A 19663-nucleotide genomic window follows, 5' to 3' on the forward strand; every position below is an offset into this window, starting at 1 on the left:
CCGTCCCGACCTGCAACGGCGGATGAAGCCCTACCCGAAGGTGCCGGAAGTTCAGCGCTTCAACGCTCGCGCTGGCGAGCTGCTTGGGCTGGCGGCGTAGAGGTGTAGGAGGCAGGGCAGCGTTAAAAGGCAGTCGGGCCAGTCAGGGCCCGGCTGTCTTTGTGTGTGGGTCGAGAGCAGCAAGCGCGGTTTGCGGCGGCCAGTTCGTGGCCTGGCTGCACCCGTGCCGACGTGCCTCTTCGCCCCCGGAAGTGGCAGCGAGGTCGGGGACGATGACGCCATGGCTGGGCGTGTCCCACCAGTAGGGCAGAGGGTTGCCGACCACGCTGGATCTGGCCGGAAGTCGCACCAGGTGCCGTCGAATGGAAACTCACCGCCTTCGGCGCGGACGATGAGTCGTTCACCCTCGGCGCGGATCTGGGCAGCGTCAGCGGCATCCCAGAAGAGCGGGTCGCCGGTCTGTGCGGCGAACTCGTCCTCGTCCTTCCATGACCAGCTGCGGTTCGGGGCGACGAGCAGGTCGAGGGCCTGGTCCTGCACGTCGACGCCGCCGGCCCAGCGGTGAACCGGGGCTTACTGATGTGCGACAGGTCCAGAACCTAGGGGCGGCAGGTTGGCCGCTGACGAAACGTCCTGTCATGCAGAAGAGCGGATGTTCGGGCCGGGCTCACCCGGGCCACCGAGCGTGGGGCGCCGGGCCTGCTCCGGACGGCGCCCGGCCGGCACACTGAGCCTGTAGATATGAAGAGTCTCTGTCGGACTAGTCTGCGGATCATGGCCTTGCAACCGGATGAGTTCTATGACCACGCAGTCGCCGCTGCGGATAGCGCGCGCCGGCTCCCGCTGGCACGTATGACGGGGTGGGAGATCAGTCCGTTCGAGCCGGACGGGCTGCGCGTCGCGCCGCTGCGCCCGCCGGTTCTGCCCGAGCCGGCGCGGCACGGCGAGGACCCATCGGACTGCAACGTCTGTCGCAACCGGGACGAAGGAATTTGGTTCGACGACCACTGGCGGCTGGCCCAGATCACGGGAGTCGGCGTGCCGCTGGTGCTCATGCTATATCCGCGCGATCACTACGACATGGCGGACCTGCCCGATGAGCTGGCCGCCGAGCTGGGACTGTTAAACACACGCATCGTCCGCCACATGCAGGCACTGCCGCACGTCTCGCGGGCCCACGTCTACCGCATCGGGGACGGTGCTGCACACCTGCACATCTGGTTCTTCGCCCGGCCCGAGGGACAGGCCCAGCTGTACGGGTCGTGGCTTGTCGTCTGGGATGACCTCTTGCCGGAGTACCCGGCGGACGTGGCGGAGGCAGACGCTGCGATCGTGGCGGACGCGTTGGTCGCCTCCTACGGAGGCCGCCGGTCGGCCACCAGCGAACCGCCAGCCGATCCTGGGCGACTGGATCAAACGGCGATGACCCACGAGCCGAGGTGACCGATGCCGGCAACGTCGGCGTCCTGCACCCAGAGCCGCCGGGTGTTGTGGACCCGCTCGGCCGACAGGTGAGCGCCATGAATGCGACTCGCGCGAGGTACGACCTCGACGATCAGGAACTCGCTGACGTGGCCGTCCTTCTCGGCCGCCCGTCACGCGGATCCTCGCCCATTGGTGATCACACGGGCCTCATACTCGGTTCGAAGGTTGATCGAATGCACGCTCCTGCCGCGATCAGGGCGCCGGCTCACCGGTCGCTGAACGACCGGATCTGCCGAGATGAGTGCGCCGCGTTCCGTTAATTGTTCACGAGGTTGCGCAGAGCCGCGGGTGAAGGTGGCGCCGCACTGACATGCCGAGGTGGTGGCGTCCGTCAGCCGGCGATGCTCGTTGCGAAGCTAGACTCGCGCGGTGCTCGATGTCCTGAGGCTGGAGCCGCTATTGTTTCCCGCTGAGTTCACGTCGCACCGTATGCGGATCCTCGTCAACGGCCTTGACGTCGTATCAGCGGCGTATCCCCCCGGCGGCTTTTACGGGAAGCCAATAGCCGGATTCACGCCCTCCTGGTTGCTCGGCGTCGCGTTCTTCGACACCGTCACCGCGACCGTGCCCGGCCGACCGGGTGGGCTGGCGGTCTCACCGGAAGCCCGAGAGGTCCCGTTGGGCGGCTCCGACACGGGCGAGGACGAACTTGCGGTCCGCATTAATCAGGTCGGCTCTGAAGTGATCTGGGACTACTGGCGCCTGACAGACCTGGGAACGGTGCTCAAGGAGGGGCCGGATAGTGGGCTAGGGATCTTCCGGTTCGACGCGCAGGCATATGCGTCTGAGATGACTCTGGCAACGGCGCGGGCGAGCCGAATGTGGCCAGCACGTTCGGTTGCAGAGTTCCTGCAGGCCGTGTTGTGGCGTGAAGGGTATGGGCAGGACGGCGGAGCATGGATACGCAGCTACCTAGCGATCCGCGCGCCGGAGGAACGCCCGGACGTGGTCGAGGTCAGCTACCACGCCCGTGACTTGAGCGGACTGCGGTATGCGATGCCGGGCAGATACGTAGTCACCTTCCCGGTTGACGGTACTGATCCTCACGCCCAGGCCCAAGCCATCACGCACCGACTCGGCCACGAAGACCTGAAACCGCATGTCCACCAACCTCATCAACGACGCCGCTGACCCGATCTTGTCTCATTGATCTTGACAGGTTCCGAGCTGGCGCCACAATCATCCGATGGGCGGGCTCATGCATTGGGTGCGGATTGCTGCGGGTGTCACCGGACGTGGGGTGAGCCCTGACCGGCTGCGCGCGGCGGTCGCCGGTCGTACTGTCCTCGTGACCGGCGCGTCCGAGGGGATCGGCGCGGCGACTGCCCGCCGTCTGGCCGCGGCGGGCGCCGTTGTGCTTCTTGTGGCGCGCACGGCGTCGCGGCTGGAGCAGGTTCGGGACGAGATCGTGGCGGGCGGTGGCGTGGCGCACGTTCACCCCGCTGACCTCTCAGTACCCGCGGAGGCCGCCGCGCTGGCGGAGGAGTTGCTGACGCGGTACCGCCGGATCGATGTGGTGGTCAACAGTGCCGGGCGGTCGATCCGCCGTGCGGTGGCCGACACCGCCGACCGGTTCCACGACCTCGAACGCACGATCAACCTGAATTACCTGGGGCCGGCGCAACTGCTGCTGGTGCTGCTGTCCGGCATGCGGACCACCGGCGGTGGGCACCTCGTGAACGTCTCGACCGCCGGACTCGCTATCAACGCCGCGCACTGGTCGGCGTACCACGCCTCGAAGGCGGCGTTCGACACGTGGCTGCGCACTGCCGCCGCAGAGCTGCGGCATGACGGCGTCACCGTCAGCACGGTGTACTGCAACCTGGTGCGTACCCGGATGCTTGCACCTACCGCGCACTACCGGCGTGCGCCGGCGATGTCGGCCGCCGAGGCCGCGGGCATCGTGTGCCGCGCCGTCGCGCGCCCGCGGACCTGGTGGCCATGGTGGGCCCGGCTCGGCTCGGTGGCGGCGGCCGCGCTTCCCCGCGCGGTAGAGCGGACGCTCGCCGCGGGGCTACGGGTGGTGGCGGCGACCGAACCGGTACGGGTCACAGTCGGCGCGGGCCTTCTGCGGCCGGGCCGGCTGGTGCGGTTGGCGCGGGCTGCCCGCCGCCACGGGCGTACCCTCGCCACGGCGGTCGCCGCCGGGTCGCCGACGGCGATCGCCGTGATTGATGAGGACGGACCGGCCACGTACGCGGAACTCGACGCGGCCGCCGGCAGGTGCGCGGCGGCGGCCGCGGCGACCCTCGGCGTACAGCCCGGTGACCGGGTGGGCCTCGCCTGCCGCGACCACCGCGGCTTCGTCGCGGCAGCGGCCGGCCTGGCCCGTGCCGGCGCTGACGTGCTGCTGCTGCCCCCGGACCTGCCCGCCGACCGGGTAACCGACCTGGTAACCCGGGAACGCCTGGTCGCGCTGGTACACGAGTCGGGCGCGCTTGCGTGCCCGGTGCCCGCCGTGCCGGTATCCGCCCTGTTGGCCGGCGACCCGGCGACGTATCCGCCCCGAGGCCGCGGCAAGGGCCGGATGTCGGTGCTCACGTCCGGCACCACCGGCACCTCTCGCAGCGTGTCCCGACCCCTGCCGGCGCGCATGCTCCTCGGCCCGGCCATCACCCACCTGCGGCTCACCCCGGTCCGCCCTGGGGAACCGATCGCCGTCGCCGCACCGGTCCACCACGGCTACGGGCTGACGTACCTCGCGGCCGGCCTGACCCTCGGCGGGCCGGTGGTGCTGGTCAGCGGCCGCGACCCGCAGGACATCCTCGACGCGGTCGAGGAGCACCGCGCCCGGTTGCTCGTCGCACTGCCCATCCAGCTGCGGCGCATGTGCGACCTACCCGTGACCGATCGCCCCCCGCTCCGCCACCTGCGGGCGGTGATCAGCGGCGCCGCCCCTCTGCCGGCCCAACTCGGCGAGCGGCTGCGCGGACTCTTCGGCGACCGCGTCTTCAACATGTACGCGACGACCGAGGCAGGCTGGGCCTCGATGGCCACGCCTACCGACCTGCGAGCCGCGCCCGGCACCGTCGGCCGGTCACCGCGCGGCGTACGACTGCGGGTCGTTGACCGCGCTGGCGCGCCCCTCCCACCCGGCCACGTCGGCGAGGTACAGGTCAGCGGATGGCAGCCGGACGGAGCCTGGCTCGCCACTGGTGACCTCGGCCACCTCGACCTGGTGGGCCGGCTCCTGCTGGACGGCCGGATCGACGACATGATCGTCTCCGGTGGACAGAACGTGTACCCCGGCCCCGTCGCCGCCGTAATCACCAGCCACCCCGACGTAGCAGACGCCGTGCTGCGGCCGGTACCCGACGAGGAGTTCGGCCAGCGCCTGCTGGCCACGGTCGAGGTGCGCACAGATCGCACGTTGACCGAGGCCAGCCTCCGCGAGTGGCTACGGCACCGGCTCACTCGCGCCGAACTGCCCCGTGACATCGTCATCGTCACGACGCTGCCCCGCTCGGCCACTGGCAAGCCGACCTGGGAACGGTAACCAAGTACCCGCCCGTGTCCGACACCGTGACCATCAACGGCCGGGACGACGACGGCCGCGACCTGCGGCTGGGCCATCCCGAGTGACGCCAGCCGAGCCCGGTCACGCCCCGAGCGGCCGGGCCTGGGCGGAGGTCGAGCCGGGGGAGGCTGCGGGCCGGGTGCGTATCGGAATCGAGACCAACCGGTGAACCTGGGTGCAGGCGCTATTCGCGGCCTAACCTGCACCTTCCCCTGGGCTTGGGGCGTTCCACCGAACATCCGGTCATGCCGCCGACCGAGCGTCACAGTCCGTCGGCTGCACTCCGAAGCCGCCCTCGCCCACCTCTGCGGCGCAGCACCCATCCCCGCCAGCTCCGGACGGGTGCGCCGCCACCGCCTCCAACGAGGAGGCGACCGCAGCGCCAACCACGCCCTACACACCATCGCCCTCTGCCGCATGCGCTACGACCAACGCACACGCGCCTACGTCCACCGCCGCATCACCGAAGGCCTCAGCAAGCAAGAGATCCTCCGCTGCCTCAAGCGCTACATCGTCCGCGACGTCTACCCCGCCCTACGCGCGGACTTCACCGCCCTGACCACTTGACCTATATGAGCATCGGGATGGCAGCTCGCAGATGGAGCGTGGGCTACTGGGTCACCAGTCGTACTCCACCGCTAGTACGGACTGAAGATCACCCGACCAAACGTTGATCTTCGCCGGAGTTCAGACCCACCAGTCGCGGCGGATTTCGCGACGCTCGCGCCACAGCAGCTTGAGTCCGGAAAACGGCTTGGTCATCCGGGCGCGGCCATGCCAAGGTGGCAGGCTGTGGACTTCCGCCGCCGACGCCCGTCATCGCAGACCCTTGACTGGGTCGAGCGTGTCGCAGGGGCCAGGGTTGTGGCCTGGCGCAGGATGACAGGCGGCATCGGTTCTGTTGTTCACCGGCTGACGATCGACCACGGCAGCTACCGGGACGTGCTGGTCCTGCGCCAGTACGAGCACGCAGACAGCGACACGGCGGCGCTGGTCCGGGACGAGGCCGCGACACTTCGTGCCGTTCATGACGCCGGACTTCCGGCACCCGAGCCGATAGCCGCTGACGCGGACGGCCGCGAAGCTGACGGGCACCCGGCCATGCTCATGACGCGTCTGCCAGGCCGGCTGGATGTCACGCCAGCCGACCCGGAGGGCTGGCTGCGCCAGATCGCTGCCATGGCCGTGCGGATCCATGATGTGCAGCTCGCGGCGGGACCTTTCGAGGCCCGGATCGATGCAGCCGCCTTTACCACGAATGGCTGGAGGCAGAGGACCCGGAGCCTGATCCCGACCAGCGCGGGCACCCCGGTAATCCCCGCCTCGGCGACACGCCCGGCGGTCTGGGAGGCCGCCTTCGGCATCCTGCGGCAGCAGGCACCTGAGCCGCTACCTGCTTCATTCACCGCGACTTCCAGCACTTCAATCTGCTCTGGCGGCGCGGCCGGCTGACCGGCGTCGTGGACTGGACAAGGTCCTGCACCGGTCCGGCCGACTTCGATGCCGGGCACTGCCGGCTCAATCTGGCCGTCCTGTTCGGGGCGGACTGGGCTGAGCGGCTGCGCCTGGCTTATGAAGCCGAGGCTGGTCGTGCCATCGATCCCTGGTGGGACCTGTACGCGGTTACCGCATACAGCGATGAGTGGCGCCGGTTCATCCCAGTTCAGGTTGCCGGCCGCGCTCCCGTCGATACCGCGGGCATGACATCCCGCGTCGAAGATCTACTGGAAGCGACGTTGGGCCGGCTCTGAGCTGACCAGCTAAGGCCGGAGAGACTCCCGGTACCGGTACAGATCGCGGAGCAGGATGGGTGGGCTGTCCACCCGTCCCGGCCCGAGGTGTTCCTCACCCTCAGCTCGCGGTCCTCGCCGCCACGGGTGTTCAAGTACTCAGCCAGGCGCCGGCTGGCAGAACGGGCGTGCGGGCGCGGGACACGGCTTCGCCGCTAGCTCCTGCTCATTGAGCCTTTTTCCAACCTCCCACGTCACAAACAGCGCTCCCTGCCCCGCCGGCTACGGTGTGGCAGCCTCCCGCGGGCGTAGGTGTCAGGGCTCGGCTGCGAGCGCGTCCTGGCGCGGCTTGAGCCTGACGTCGACCCGAGAGAGGGTCAGATCCCGGCTCAAGCCGCCGCACAGGAGCCGAACCCACGTGGGGGGCGCGCGACGGCGGGGTCGGCCAGGGTGAACGCGACCGGGGTACCCGGTGCGCCCCGACCGAAGCGGATGGCGTTTGGTCTTCATCCCGCAAGGTGCCCCGTGCTTCTTCGCACACGCGACTCAGCTTTCGAATTGACCAAGAAAGGAACCTGGAATGGAGGGTGGCAGCACCGGGGGCCACGTTAGTGCGCTCGCGCGCCCTTGCGCCGCGCGTTGTCCTGTTGCGGGATCGTCAATCGGTCCGGGTGCGGAGGCTCCGCGCCAGGGTGGGGATCATCACCGTCGCAGGGACGAGGTGTAGCCCGAGGAGGGCGGTGGTGGTGGCGGTGTTTGCCCCGGAGAGGAGGGGCGGGACCAACGAGATCGCGGTCAGCGACACTGCCGTCCACACGAATCGCTCGGCGGGGCGAGCGCTCCAACGAAGAAGAGCGACGGCAATGACGATGCCCACGACCGAGAAGAAGCCGGTCACCACGGCGAACCCGGACAACGGGATCGTCTCGCCACCATCGGGGATCTCGAAGTCGACGCCAACGGCCTGGGCAAGCGCAGCGGCGAGGGTGGTGGCCACCATCGCTGCGAGCGTGGCAATGAAGCCGGTGCCGGCGAGCCTGCGGAGTCGGTGGGTGTGGCTGGTCTGGCCCGATGCCGGGCCTGCGACGACCCCGGTGTCATCCATGCTGTTCATGTCGTTCCTCCATCATTCGGTAGCTGGCGTACGGGGTGTGTTGACTGGCATGTGACGGTCCTGACCCTGGGGGTGACGATGCGCACCCTCGCCGTGCGACGGCCGGGGTTCCGCAGGGCGCGGACGCCGGTGCCGCGGAGCCAGAACCCGGCGCCGCGTCCGAGGACCGGCCCGGGCTCGCCGTCGCGCAGCTCCAGCTGCACCCGCCCGCGGGTGACGACGCCGAACGCGTCGCACCACTCCGCCGCGACCACCGCGACACGCGCGCCACCGCGCAGCGCGAGCGTCCACACCGGGACTACCCCGTGCCGTCCGCCGGCAGGCGCTCCGGCAGCCCGAGCCGCGGGAACTGGTCGTCGTGGAAGATGACGATCTCGGTGATCGCCCTGCCGGTGACGCGCAGGACGTCGATCGTCAGCGGCAGGTACGCGCCCTCCCGCTTCCGCCAGAGGTAGAAGGCGACGGCGGGCTGCCGGTTCACGGAGGTGAGGACGCAGCGCATGTGCCCCAGGTCCTCGAAGCCGTCCTCGACCCAGTCGTTCAACACCGTGTCGCGGCCGACGTACAGGCCCGGCGTGGGCGGCATCGAGCAGCGGACGTCGTCCCGCAGCAGGGCAGCGAGCCCGTCGATGTCCTTGGCCACGCTCGCGTCGGTGAAGCGGCGTACCAGCTCGCGCGTCCCGGCGTCCTCCCCGCCGCCGGTCCAGTCCTGCCGCTCGGCGGGCAGGTGCTCCCGCATGCCGGCGCGGGCCCGCTGCAGCGCGCTGTTCACGGAGTTGACGGAGTCCCCGAGGAGCTCCGCGACGTCCTTCGCCGGCCAGCCGAGCACGTCCCGCAGGATCAGCACGGCCCGCGGGCGCGGCGCGAGGTGCTGGACTGCGACCAGGTACGCCAGCTCGATCGTCTCCCGCGCGACGGCGACGGTCTCCGGCTCGTCCGCGTCGCCCGCGGGCAGCTCGTCGAGCAGCCGGTCCGGGTAGGGCTGCAGCCACAGCACCTCGCCGCCGGTCGCAGGCTCCGGGCGGCACTTGGCGAGCAGGTCCAGGCAGGCGTTCGTGGCGATCCGGTACAGCCAGGCCCGGAACGTCGACCGCCCCTCGAAGGTCTCCCGCCGCCGCCAGGCACGGAGGAACGTCTCCTGCACGGTGTCCTCGGCGTCCTCGAACGACCCGAGCATCCGGTAGCAGTGCACGTGCAGCTCCCGCCGGTGCCGCTCCGCCAGCCCCGAGAACGCCGGCCCGTCGACCTCGCCCAGACCGCTCCCGCCCAGCCCGCTCCCGCCCAGCCCGCTCACGCCCAGCCCGCTCACGCCCAGCTCCTCCAGCCGCGTGTCCGCACTCATCACGTCATCCTTCCGCCTCGTCGTGTCCCGTCGTAGGTGTGACGGGTGCGGGCGCGACAACTCATCACTGGGGTCGGTCGGCATGGCTGATCCAGTGACGGATCCGGTGGCGGAGCACGACGCGCGGTACGGCGAGGAGGGCGCGGGTCCGCCGGAGTGGGCGCGGGTGCGCGACCGCCTGGCGCGTGCCGGGTCGCCTGGTTCACGACGACGCGGCGGGCATGGACGCACGGGCACGGCACGAGGTCCACCGAAAAGGATGGGCTTGATCTTGGAGCCGAGACCCGGCTCACCTGGGGAGATGCGCGCCCGAAGGGATTCGAACCCCGGCGCTGTTGCGTTACCGGATCGGCGGACACGCTAGGCCCGCCGACTACCTGTCAGATCGCTTCGGCGAGCTCGGTGAACGCCGCGGCGACCCGCAGTGCGGGACGAGCGTCGACGCCGAGGTCGTAGTGGGCGCGGCGCAGGTTCTGGACGAAGGCGTGGCCGGCAATCACGACTTGCGCGGTCCGGTCAGTTCGTAGGCCGCGCATCGGTCTTAGCCGGCGCTTGAGGTGACCGTGATCAGCTTCGATCGGGTTGTTCGCATACTGAGCCTTTTCATCCTGCGTAGCGGTCGGTTTCGACGCAGTGTAGGACGAGGATGGCCTGCACGATCGCGGTGGCGCGGCGTGGACAGCAGCGCAGCTTGGCCAGGAGTTTCCAGGTCTTTAGCGTGGCGATGGCCCGTTCGCCACGGGCGCGGATTCTCGCGTGCGCCTTGTTCACCGCCTTTTGCCGCCGTGACAGCTTCGGCCGGTATCGGCGCCGTCTGAACGGAGTGCGCACGCTGCCGCGGGCACCTTGGTAGCCCTTGTCGGCGAAGGTCATCACGTTTGCGTTGGTCAGCGCGTCGATGATGCCGTGAGTGCGGGCAGCGCTCAGGTCGTGCGCCGAGCCGGGCAGTGCCGGCGATGCCCATACGAGCCGGCCAGAGGCATCCGCGATGACCTGCATATTCACGCCGTGCCTCTTGTGCTTTCCGGAGTAGTACGGCTTCTGATCGGCGACGCGGTCGAAGGGGATCAAGGTGCCGTCCAGGATCGCGTACGCCAGCTTGCGGATCCGGTCCATGGCGGTGGTCAGGTCGTCGGCAGCCGCGGCGAGCAGGGCGATCGCTTCCTGCACGTAGCGCCAGGCGGTGGCGACGCCGATCTCGAATCCGGCGGCGAGGCAGGTATAGGTGTCACCGCTGCGTAGGTGGGCCAGTGCGAGCAGGGCTTGGCGACTCGGTGCGAGGCGCCGCCAGCGGGATCGATGCTGGCTGCGGTGTTGGCGGATCAGGTCGGCGAGGTGGTTCAGGGTTCGACTGGACAGCGAGATCGTCGCGGGGTAAGACAGCACAGCGAGGCTCCCGGTGGGGGCATCGGGTCTTGGTCGACTGCTGTCTTACCTGGAGTCTCGCCCTCATCGATGTCCGGGGCTGCCACACCCGCCCTGACCTGCAAGATCAGGTTGGAAAAGGCTCACTGATAGCAGCGAAGCAGCAACCGACCGAGCCGCAAGAGCCACCACGCGACAACCAGGAGCTATCCGACGTCGGGGACGACCGCAGGAGATCACACCGCCCGGAGCTACGGATCAGAAGGTGGCTGTACAGCCATCCGTCAGCCAAGCCCGCCGACGAACACGGTCAGGGGTCGATGGTAGGCGACGCGACGAGCAGGTCAGCGGCAGTCATCGACGCTGGTCGACAATCGTCTTGATCTTTGCAAGGCAGGGGCTCAGAGGCAGCCGAAAGGCAGCGACACGGTTGGCGGCCAACGCTGCACCGCAGCGGGCAGTGCAGCGGCGGTAGCGGCACAACTCGGCGGCCGGCCCGTGTCTTCGGGTAGGGCTTCGGCGCAGCACCGTCCGGATCTACTTGGCACTTTCCGCGAGACGATCGGGGCGGACCACGACGGTGCTGACAGTGCCATTGCCCCACACCGTTGTCTCCAGCACCATCCGGCCGTCGAGGGAGGTCATGACGAACTCGGGCACGAACCGGTCGGTGAGCAGCCCGGCGAACGAGCTGCGAAGAAGACACCCGCCGGCGGCCAGGTCCCACTCGTCGAGCAGGCGGACCCTGACCCAGATCACCACGCTCTCCTCGGCGTCAGGATCCTCGATGCCGGCGCTGAACAGGAACTCCCGCCGCTCGTCGAGCAGCCCGTACTCGGTGGCCATTCGCCACCATCCGGCGTTGACCTTCGCCGGCAGGTCCGGGTCGTCGACCTGCACCACCTCTGGGCGGGAGTCGAACCGTCCGTGCTCCGGCAGGCAGCTGGCAGCGGACCGGTGGGGTGGCAACGGGAGGCGGACCTCTCCGTGCACCCGTTCGACGAAGTGCAGGCCGGCCGGGGCCAAGTCGGCCGCGATGGCGGCCTCGGTCAGCGACATCAGCGGACGATAGCCGACCGCTGGCAAGCGGCGCATCCTCGGCCCGCCGGCGGAAACCAGGTGCCACTTGCAGCCGGACAGGCGCCGAGTCGGGCCGACGACTATGGACACGCTGACCAGGGCGGCAGTCACCTGACCAGCCATCCGTGGTCTTTTTCTAAGCCTCGGGCCGCCGCCCGCTACGTGCCCGATCCGGGCTCTGCTCGACGACCTGCTCGTCACCTGAGAGCTGATCTCTTCGTCGGGCAGTCGACCAACGCAATGGTCACTCTGGTGCACGGTCGCGCTCTTAGCCTCCGTCACGGTGCTCCCAGGCCTGCGGCTCACGCTCGCAGCCGCGTGACCTGCTGTATCGCCGCCCCATCTACTCATTCTTGGCTCGCACTTTGCCAAAAGCCTGCTCGGTGGGTGCGTGTTCGGTCGCTGTTGCCTTCTGAGCCTTGGTCCGTCCCCTCCGCGTCGACCAGCCGGAGCGCGACCTTGCCGAGGTCGCCCTCGTAGGGGTGGAAGCCGTGCTGGAGCACCCACATGCCGACCGTGTACCCCTTGCCTGGCTCCATCCGGTCCGGCACCGGATCGAGCGCGGTGACCGCCCAGTTGCCGGCGTACGCGGGAGCCGGGGCCAGGACCATCCCGCCGATCAGCCCGAGCAGTGCGGTGGCCAGTACGGCGAGAACACTTCGGGTGCGCATGTTCACCACCTCCACCAACGACGAGCCGCCGGCCGCGGGTCCGGTTCCGCCGGCGTGCCGCGACACGGGTGTCGCCCCGCCGGGACGCCACGAACTGTCCCAGAAAGCCCTCGCGGTCATGTCGAAGCGCCGCCGCCGGCTTGCCATCGATTTGGACGGAAGCGGCAGTCCGGCGGTAGGTGGTGGCCGCCGGGTCACGGGGCGTCCCCGGAGCGCGTACCCTCGGCCGGGTGATCCGCAGGACGGCGCGTACCTCGCTGGCGGCGCTGACGGCGGTCGCGGTCGGCGTCGGGCTGGCCGGATGCGCCGCCGGATCGACCGGCCCGGCGCCGGTCTGGCGCGGGGCCACGCCGGGTCCGACGCCGTCCGCCACCGGCACCGCGACGCCGGAGCCGAGCGCGCCGGTCGAGGTGCGGCTGGCCTTCGCCGGTGACGTCCACTTCACCGGCCGTACCCTGCGCCTGCTCGACGATCCGGAGACGGCCTTCGGGGCGATCGCGTCGACGCTGCGCGACGCCGACGTCACGCTGCTCAACCTCGAGACGGCGGTGACCGACCGGGGCACCCCGCAGCCGAAGACGTACCACTTCCGGGCTCCGAAGACCGCCTTCGCGGCGCTGCGCGCGGCCGGGGTCGACGCGGCGTCGATCGCCAACAACCACATCCTCGACTACGGCCAGCAGGGACTCTCCGACACCCTCGACGCCGCGACGGAAGCCCAGTACCCGGTGTTCGGCGCGGGCCGCGACGCCGACGCGGCGTATGCGCCCTGGTTTACCACCGTACGAGGGCTGCGGATCGCGGTGCTCGGCATGTCACAGGTGCATGACCTGGCCGGGTCGTGGCGGGCGACGGACACCCGACCGGGGGTGGCAATGGCGTTCGATCCCGCCCGGGCCACCGCCGCAGTGCGTTCGGCGCGGGAGCAGGCCGACCTGGTCATCGTCTTCATGCACTGGGGCGTCGAGGGCAATTCGTGCCCGAGCGAGGAGATGAAGACGTTCGCCGCAAGGCTGTCCGAGGCCGGCGCCGACATAGTGGTCGGTACGCACGCGCACACGCTGCTGGCCGACGGCTGGCTGGGCCAGACCTACGTGCACTACGGACTGGGCAACTTCCTCTGGTACGGCAATTCGCACAGCACGGACTCCGGCGTGCTGACCCTGGTCGTACGCGACCGGACAGTGGTGGACAGCCAGTTCGTCCCGGCGACGGTCTCCGGCAGCGGCCAGCCGGTGCCGGCGACCGGGGTTGGCAAGCAGCGCATCCTCGACAAGCTCGCCACCGCACAGCGGTGCACCGGCTTGGCGGCGAAGCGCCCCGGATAGCGCGGCGGACAGCGCCTGGCCGCCCCCACCACATCGAAGACCTCATCGACAAGATCGAAAAACGCAACCATCGCGCGTATCCGCGCGACCTGGGTGATGGGTTGAAATATCGGCTCAGGGGGTCTGCGGTACTTTCTTCACCAACACCGATCGGTGAACAGGTGGAGTTCCTGCCGCGTTGCCGGACGTCTTACATGAGGCGACAGCCGGTATCCACATTGGAGGCCATGATTCGATGAGTTCCTACACCATCACCATCGCCGCTGACGATCCCAGTCGAGCGATCACAACCCTGAAGGTCGAGGTGAACGACACCACCCCGCGCATCACCGAACTGGTCGTTCGCGCCGGGCAGGGGGACGGGCTGACCGCGGGCCAGATCCCCGCGGTCGACCTGGACCTGCTCTTGAGGGCGATCGCGCCCGCCGCCGGTGGGCGGCAGGCGATAGCCACGCCGCCCATTGCCGTATCCGACGAGGCGCCAGCCGGCGCCGTGCCCATTGACGACGGTGAGCCCGCCGCCGAGCCGGCGGCGGTTCAGCCCACCGCCCCTACCACGGGTGCGGATGAGCCGGCTACGAGTAACCCTGAAGGCGCTGGTGCGGTGGACGCCGTGGTGCCGAAGCAGGCGTCACCGGCGACCAAGGCAAGCAAAGCGAAGAAGGCCACCCGGGCGTCAGGCGCCGGCGCGACCCACAGCCGAGCGGGCAAGCCGAAGACCGCAACGGGCGCCAAGGCCACGACTACGGCGGCGAAGGCCACGAAGCGGATCGCCAAAGGCGGATCCTCCGGAGGCGAGGGACGGGTGTACCGGCGCTCACCGGCCGATCTCGAAGCGGTCTACCAGCAGGCCGGCAGTGTGACGGCTGTCGCCGACCATTATGACGTGCCCCGGCACACCGCCCAGGGGTGGATCCGCACGCTGCGCCGCCGGCAAGCCGGGCCAATTTCTGAGTAGGGAAACGGGTACCGGGTCGGAACGGGCCGGAACGGGCCAACAGGGGTGTCGCTTCAAGGCGCGGGATAAGACCTGACGGCGGGGGCTATCGACGTGCTGCGACAAGCTGTCAGTCTGTCGTCTCCGGCGCGGGCGGCCGGTACTGGTAGACCTTGTGCCTCGCTCTCCAGTCCGCGGCGTCGGCGAAGTCGGCGAAGTCCATGTTCGCGATGGACATGTTGGCGGAGACTTCGGCGTACCAGCGGGGCGGCACCCGAAGGGTCCGGCCGGGCGGGTCGTCGAGGTCGACGGCGAGCAGCGGGTGTTCGTCGTCGGCCATGGTGGTCGAGTCGGCGAGGAGCAGGTAGGTCAGCTTGTCGTCGTCGTCCGCGTCGGCATCGGCTTGGACCAGGGCATGGACGCCTACGCGGGCGTACTGAGGGTCGCTGACGAAGGTCGCGTTGGGGTAGGAGTCTCCGGCGACGAGGGCGGCTTTCAGTGCGTCCCACGCCGCGTTATCGGTGAAATCGGTACGCAGGACCAGCGACGTGAGGTCTTCGGGTTGGGGCAGAGGGACCGTGCGGCATGCGAACACGCCTACGGATGGTCAGCGTGACAACCAGGCCGGTTCAGGTAAGAGGGACAGCCGCTGCCGGTCGGCGTGGCGGTGTTCCCGCACGACATCACGCAGTCGGTGCGACCGCTGGCCGAACGGCTGTACGACATCAGGCACTGGTCGGAGTTCGAGCGCGGCGGCCACTTCGCCGCGATGGAGGTGCCGGAGCTGCTCGCCGAGGACGTCCGACACTTCTTTTCACCTACATCAAGTACGACCACCGGGTCGCCACCAGCTAGGAGACACCACTGGCCGCGAACTGCCGGGCACCCCGGAGCTTCGCGGCCAGCAGGCCGTTCGTCATCCGGGCGGAGCAGGGCGGCGGTCGAGGTAGGCGTCCAACGCGGCGGCGCCGGCGAGCATGGCGCGGCTCCTGGCCGAGAGGCGGGCGCGCCAGTCGCGCAGCATCGACTCCAGCGGTGCGACGCCTCCGGCGGAGCGGACCTGGGCGATCAGCGGGGCGATCTGCTCCAGCAGGTAGCCACCCCGTCTGAGCTGGTGGGTCAGCAGGGCGTCGCGGACGTCCGCCTCGCTGTAGACCCGGTAGCCCGTCCGCGGGTCGCGGCGCGGCTGGACCAGGCCGGCGCGTTCCCATTTGCGCAGGGTGGCCGGGCGGATGCCGAGCCGCCGCGACAGCGGGCCGACGAACGTGTCACCGCGCTCCCGCGGTACGGGATCGAGGTCGCGAAGCGCGGCTTCGACGGCCTGGAGGGTGCGGCGGTCGTCGAGCAGCTGGACGTGGCTCTCGTCGATGAGCCGGAGCGCGTCCTCGGTCGCGTCCCGGTTGACCGCCTGCATGATCGAGGTGGCCGTTTGGTGGCCGTGTCCTGGCACGAGCGCGAGAAACGCGCGGAGGGCCTGCGCGTGCAGCGGCGTGTAGGTGCGGTATCCGTGCAGGGTGCGTTCGGCGCCCGGCAGGATGCCGGCCGCCTCGTAGTTCCTGATCGCCTGGGTGGACAGGCCGTGCCCGCGCGCCAGATCGACCGGCCTGAGTCGTCCACCGTCTTGAAGGTTTCGCCCCACTGTCCTGCCAGCATCGCGGAGAAGTTTCAACCGAAGGTTCAACGATACCGTTGAGGGCATGATTGCTGGTACCAAGGACACCGCCCATGCTGTCGAGGCCGCGACCGTCATGCGGCTGCTCCCGACCCGGCCGCGGCTGCTCGCCCTGGGCGAGCCCACCCACGGCGAGGACCTCCTGCTCGACGTACGCAACGAACTCTTCCGGCAACTCGTCGAGCAGGAGGGCTACCGGACGATCGCCATCGAGAGCGACTGCGTGATGGGCCTGGTCGTGGACGACTACGTGACGTCCGGCACGGGCACCCTCGACGAGGTCATGGAGCGAGGCTTCAGCCACGAGTGGGGCGCCTTCGCGGCCAACCGCGAGCTTGTGCGCTGGATGCGCGCGTACAACGACGGCCGGCCCGGGTCCGAGCGGCTGCGGTTCGCCGGGTTCGACGGCCCGCTGGAGATCACCGGCGCCGCGAGCCCGCGGCAGGCCCTCACCGCACTGCACGCCTACCTCACCGCCTGGGCCGACGCCGACCTGCTCCCCTGCGCCGCCGATACGCTCGACCGCCTGCTCGGCGCCGACGACCGCTGGACGAACCCTGCCGCGATGATGGACCCGTCCCAGTCCGTGGGGCAGACACCCGAGGCCAAGCAGCTGCGGCTGCTCACCGACGACCTGGTGACGCTGCTCGACGCGCAGACGCCACAGCTGATCGCGGCGTCCTCGCGGGACGACTGGGACCGGGCACGCCTGTACGGGCGCACCGCCACCGGGCTGCTGCGCTACCACTTCTGGATGGCCGACACGTCACCGGGTCGCATGGCGCGGCTGCTGGCCCTGCGGGACTCGATGATGGCCGCCAACCTGCTCGCCATCGCCGAACGGAGCCCGACGCTGGTGAACGCCCACAACGGCCACCTCCAGCGGAACAAGAGCACGATGCGGATGGGCAACCTGCCGCTGGAGTGGTGGAGCGCCGGCGCGATCGTCAGCGCCCACCTGGGCGACGGGTACGCCTTCCTGGCCACAGCCCTCGGCACTCTCCGCCACCATGGCGTGGACGCCCCACCTCCGGACACCATCGAGGGGCTGCTGTACGCGCTGCCGGAGGACCGATACATCGTCGACGCCCGCCGACTGGCCACCGCCCTCGGCGACGTGATGCCCGCTCCCCGCGTGTCCCCCTGGTTCGGCTACTCCCCGTTGGACCCGGCCCAGGTGGCCAGCAATGATGGGATCGTGTTCGTCAAGGACGTCCCGGCGGGATGATGCGATGACTGGGCCGAAACGCGCGGCGGTGCTTGAGGTGGGCCGCGGCACCGGTCAGGCGACGCGCTCGCGGTGAACCCACGGGGCGAAGGCCGCGTCGCGGTGCGGCCTTCGCCGCCGGAGACGCGCGTCACATCGGCCGGTTGTTACCTCTCGCCGGATCGCGCCGTCAGTGCGGTGTACCCACGAACAACGCGATGAGACCACGATGGACCCCGGTTCAGCTACTACGGCAACCCGGTTGGCGCGAAGTTCCAGAAGTACATCAACTCGGCCGGCAAGGTGGTGCCGCGGCCGGGACCTGGTGATCGTGGTCATGCGCTCTCTGCCGCTGATGCTCCCCGTGCCGCCGTACGCGCTCAGCGAATAGTCGAGTCCGCCCGCGTCTCCGGCGTCCACTCGCGTGGTGAGCAGCTTCGGCCGCTGCAGCCCACGCCTACCACGACGGCATCGACGGGGCTGCCGGCCGTCGAGTACGTTACCGGCGAGTCGATCTGGCGATGGTGGACGGCGGGGAGGCCGCATGGCCGGGAAACACCGTTCGTGGTGGGGCTGGGGGCACGTCGAGGACGCAGTGACCGGCGCGGAGGCGACGGCGTTGGCCGACCGGGTGCGTACCGTGCTGCCCGACGTCGACCTGACCGAGCACGTCGCGCCGCCGGTGGCCGAACTCGACCTGCGCCCGCCGCGGGTCGATCCGCCGACGTCACTCGCCCGGCTGTGCTCGACGGACCCGGCCGACCGGGCGGCGCACACCCACGGCAAGGCGTTCCGGGACGTCGTCCGCAACCTGCACGGGGACGTCCACGACCCGCCGGACCTGGTGGTCCGGCCAGCGACGGAGCAGGACGTCGTCGACGTGCTGGACTGGTGCGCGGGCCGGGACATCGCGGTGATCCCCTACGGCGGCGGCTCGTCAGTGGTCGGCGGCGTGGAGCCGCGGCTGGACGACGCGTATCCCGCGGCGGTCAGCCTCGACCTCGGACGCCTCGACCGGGTGCTCGAGGTGGACCCGACCAGCAGGGCGGCCCGCATCCAGGCCGGCGTGTTCGGCCCGGCCCTGGAGGACCAGCTCCGGCGGCACGACCTCACGCTGCGGCACTTCCCGCAGTCGTTCGAGTTCTCCACCCTGGGCGGCTGGTTAGCCACCCGCGCCGGCGGTCACTACGCCACCGTCCTAACCCACATCGACGACCTGGTGGAGTCGTTGCGGGTGATCACCCCGGCAGGCACCAGCCAGTCGCGCCGGCTGCCCGGCTCCGGCGCCGGGCCGTCCCCGGACCGGCTGTTCCTCGGCTCGGAGGGCGTGCTCGGCGTCATCACCGAGGCGTGGATGCGGCTGCAGGACCGGCCGCGCTGGCGGGCGGGCGCCTCGGTGCACTTCACCGACTACGACGAGGCGATCGCGGCCACTCGGGCCATCGCCCAGTCCGCGCTACACCCGAGCAACTGCCGGCTGCTCGACCCGGCCGAGGCGCTCCTCAACGCCGGCGCCGCCACGACCGGCGGCGTACTCGTCCTGGGATTCGAGTCCGCCGACCATCCGGTCACACCGTCGCTGGACCGCGCAGTCGAGCTGTGCCGCGACCACGGGGGAACCCTGCCGGAGCCGCCCCGCGGCGACGACTCGTCCGGCCCACGGCAGCGCACCGCCGCCGACGCCTGGCGGTCAGCGTTCCTGCGGATGCCGTACCAGCGCGACGCGCTCGCCGCCCGGTCGATGATCGTGGAGACGTTCGAGACCGCCTGCACCTGGGACCGATTCCCCGCCTTGCGCGCCGCCGTGCTCGACGCGGCCGGCGACGCGCTCCGCGCCGTCGCCGCGACCGGTGTGGTCACCTGCCGCTTCACCCATGTCTACCCGGACGGCCCCGCCCCCTACTTCGGCGTGTACGCCACCGGCCGCTGGGGCGCCACCCTCGCCCAGTGGGACCAGATCAAGCATGCCGTCTCCGACGCGCTGCTCGCCGCCGGCGGCACCATCACCCACCACCACGCCGTCGGCCGCGACCACCGACCGTGGTACGACCGGCAGCGTCCGGACCCGGTCGCGCTCGCATTGCGCGCCGCCAAGGGCGCGCTCGACCCGTCCTGGATCCTCAACCCCGGTGTCCTCGTCGATCCCGCCGGCTGACTTGGGCCGGCCCCGCGACGCCTGACTTCCCGGTAAACCCCGTGCTGGCGGTGCGACTTG

Annotated in this window: 16 protein-coding genes and 3 pseudogenes; 11 read left to right on the forward strand and 8 right to left on the reverse strand. The window is 70.1% G+C overall.

Features of this window, described 5'->3' with window-relative positions:
- Positions 1 to 774: 774 nt before the first annotated feature.
- The 6 genes and pseudogenes from ACTWO6_RS10230 (at position 775) to ACTWO6_RS10255 (ending at position 6753) form a co-directional block, all read left to right on the forward strand.
- Positions 775 to 1443: a hypothetical protein gene (locus ACTWO6_RS10230; RefSeq protein WP_425752719.1), complete on the forward strand. Its 669-nt coding sequence runs from the start codon at positions 775 to 777 to the stop codon at positions 1441 to 1443.
- A 411-nt stretch (positions 1444 to 1854) separates the two neighbouring features.
- On the forward strand, positions 1855 to 2616 hold the full coding sequence (locus ACTWO6_RS10235; protein WP_446219391.1) for a hypothetical protein: 762 nt from the start codon (positions 1855 to 1857) through the stop codon (positions 2614 to 2616).
- 109 nt (positions 2617 to 2725) lie between these two features.
- On the forward strand, positions 2726 to 4981 hold the full coding sequence (locus ACTWO6_RS10240) for an SDR family NAD(P)-dependent oxidoreductase (protein WP_446219392.1): 2256 nt from the start codon (positions 2726 to 2728) through the stop codon (positions 4979 to 4981).
- 294 nt (positions 4982 to 5275) lie between these two features.
- Positions 5276 to 5569 (forward strand): annotated as a pseudogene (locus ACTWO6_RS10245) (transposase); the annotation flags it as partial.
- Between the two features lie 225 nt (positions 5570 to 5794).
- On the forward strand, positions 5795 to 6454 hold the full coding sequence (locus ACTWO6_RS10250; protein WP_446219393.1) for a phosphotransferase family protein: 660 nt from the start codon (positions 5795 to 5797) through the stop codon (positions 6452 to 6454).
- The gene (locus tag ACTWO6_RS10255) at positions 6451 to 6753 is read left to right on the forward strand and encodes a hypothetical protein (protein WP_446220618.1); all 303 of its coding nucleotides are present in this window, start codon (positions 6451 to 6453) and stop codon (positions 6751 to 6753) included. Before ACTWO6_RS10250 ends, ACTWO6_RS10255 begins: the two co-directional genes overlap by 4 nt.
- 637 nt (positions 6754 to 7390) lie before the next feature.
- Here the strand turns inward: ACTWO6_RS10255 and ACTWO6_RS10260 are convergent.
- The 6 genes and pseudogenes from ACTWO6_RS10260 to ACTWO6_RS10285 all read right to left on the reverse strand — a co-directional run bounded on the left by ACTWO6_RS10260 (position 7391) and on the right by ACTWO6_RS10285 (position 12304).
- Positions 7391 to 7846, reverse strand: coding sequence for a DUF6069 family protein (locus ACTWO6_RS10260; RefSeq protein WP_446219394.1), 456 nt, complete (start codon positions 7844 to 7846; stop codon positions 7391 to 7393).
- Positions 7847 to 8144: 298 nt separating this feature from the next.
- On the reverse strand, positions 8145 to 9188 hold the full coding sequence (locus ACTWO6_RS10265) for an RNA polymerase subunit sigma-70 (protein WP_446219395.1): 1044 nt from the start codon (positions 9186 to 9188) through the stop codon (positions 8145 to 8147).
- A 380-nt stretch (positions 9189 to 9568) separates the two neighbouring features.
- Positions 9569 to 9775 (reverse strand): annotated as a pseudogene (locus tag ACTWO6_RS10270) (DDE-type integrase/transposase/recombinase); the annotation flags it as partial.
- Between the two features lie 16 nt (positions 9776 to 9791).
- Positions 9792 to 10574 carry a transposase family protein gene (locus tag ACTWO6_RS10275; protein WP_446219396.1) on the reverse strand — a complete coding sequence of 261 codons (783 nt, stop codon included), beginning with the start codon at positions 10572 to 10574 and terminating at the stop codon, positions 9792 to 9794.
- Between the two features lie 516 nt (positions 10575 to 11090).
- The gene (locus ACTWO6_RS10280; RefSeq protein WP_446219397.1) at positions 11091 to 11612 is read right to left on the reverse strand and encodes a hypothetical protein; all 522 of its coding nucleotides are present in this window, start codon (positions 11610 to 11612) and stop codon (positions 11091 to 11093) included.
- Positions 11613 to 11980: 368 nt separating this feature from the next.
- Positions 11981 to 12304 carry a hypothetical protein gene (locus ACTWO6_RS10285; protein WP_446219398.1) on the reverse strand — a complete coding sequence of 108 codons (324 nt, stop codon included), beginning with the start codon at positions 12302 to 12304 and terminating at the stop codon, positions 11981 to 11983.
- A gap of 230 nt (positions 12305 to 12534) precedes the next feature.
- Here ACTWO6_RS10285 and ACTWO6_RS10290 point away from each other — a divergent pair, with 230 nt between their 5' ends.
- On the forward strand, positions 12535 to 13632 hold the full coding sequence (locus ACTWO6_RS10290; RefSeq protein WP_446219399.1) for a CapA family protein: 1098 nt from the start codon (positions 12535 to 12537) through the stop codon (positions 13630 to 13632).
- A gap of 235 nt (positions 13633 to 13867) precedes the next feature.
- Positions 13868 to 14590: a hypothetical protein gene (locus ACTWO6_RS10295; protein ID WP_446219400.1), complete on the forward strand. Its 723-nt coding sequence runs from the start codon at positions 13868 to 13870 to the stop codon at positions 14588 to 14590.
- 109 nt (positions 14591 to 14699) lie between these two features.
- Here the strand turns inward: ACTWO6_RS10295 and ACTWO6_RS10300 are convergent, their stop codons facing one another.
- Positions 14700 to 15164 carry a DUF6924 domain-containing protein gene (locus ACTWO6_RS10300; RefSeq protein WP_446219401.1) on the reverse strand — a complete coding sequence of 155 codons (465 nt, stop codon included), beginning with the start codon at positions 15162 to 15164 and terminating at the stop codon, positions 14700 to 14702.
- A gap of 51 nt (positions 15165 to 15215) precedes the next feature.
- Between ACTWO6_RS10300 and ACTWO6_RS10305 the strand changes: the two are divergent.
- Positions 15216 to 15383, forward strand: a pseudogene (locus tag ACTWO6_RS10305) (epoxide hydrolase); the annotation flags it as partial.
- A 102-nt stretch (positions 15384 to 15485) separates the two neighbouring features.
- On the opposite strand, the gene ACTWO6_RS10310 reads toward ACTWO6_RS10305, so the two are convergent.
- Positions 15486 to 16208: a TioE family transcriptional regulator gene (locus ACTWO6_RS10310; protein ID WP_446219402.1), complete on the reverse strand. Its 723-nt coding sequence runs from the start codon at positions 16206 to 16208 to the stop codon at positions 15486 to 15488.
- Between the two features lie 58 nt (positions 16209 to 16266).
- On the opposite strand from ACTWO6_RS10310, the gene ACTWO6_RS10315 reads away from it, so the two are divergent.
- Positions 16267 to 17469 (forward strand): erythromycin esterase family protein, encoded by a 1203-nt coding sequence (locus tag ACTWO6_RS10315; protein WP_446219403.1) that lies wholly within the window; start codon positions 16267 to 16269, stop codon positions 17467 to 17469.
- Between the two features lie 523 nt (positions 17470 to 17992).
- Positions 17993 to 19603, forward strand: coding sequence for an FAD-binding oxidoreductase (locus tag ACTWO6_RS10320; protein WP_446219404.1), 1611 nt, complete (start codon positions 17993 to 17995; stop codon positions 19601 to 19603).
- Positions 19604 to 19663: the final 60 nt, after the last annotated feature.

The organism is Micromonospora sp. IBHARD004 (genome assembly GCF_052814115.1).

What these genes read in the sequence shown, in the direction of transcription:
- ACTWO6_RS10230 (WP_425752719.1), top strand. Translation starts at nt 775, where the DNA reads ATGGCCTTGCAACCGGATGAGTTCTATGACCACGCAGTCGCCGCTGCG.
- ACTWO6_RS10260 (WP_446219394.1), bottom strand. Translation starts at nt 7,846, where the DNA reads ATGAACAGCATGGATGACACCGGGGTCGTCGCAGGCCCGGCATCGGGC.
- ACTWO6_RS10265 (WP_446219395.1), bottom strand. Translation starts at nt 9,188, where the DNA reads ATGAGTGCGGACACGCGGCTGGAGGAGCTGGGCGTGAGCGGGCTGGGC.
- ACTWO6_RS10280 (WP_446219397.1), bottom strand. Translation starts at nt 11,612, where the DNA reads ATGTCGCTGACCGAGGCCGCCATCGCGGCCGACTTGGCCCCGGCCGGC.
- ACTWO6_RS10285 (WP_446219398.1), bottom strand. Translation starts at nt 12,304, where the DNA reads ATGCGCACCCGAAGTGTTCTCGCCGTACTGGCCACCGCACTGCTCGGG.
- ACTWO6_RS10295 (WP_446219400.1), top strand. Translation starts at nt 13,868, where the DNA reads ATGAGTTCCTACACCATCACCATCGCCGCTGACGATCCCAGTCGAGCG.
- ACTWO6_RS10315 (WP_446219403.1), top strand. Translation starts at nt 16,267, where the DNA reads ATGATTGCTGGTACCAAGGACACCGCCCATGCTGTCGAGGCCGCGACC.
- ACTWO6_RS10320 (WP_446219404.1), top strand. Translation starts at nt 17,993, where the DNA reads ATGGCCGGGAAACACCGTTCGTGGTGGGGCTGGGGGCACGTCGAGGAC.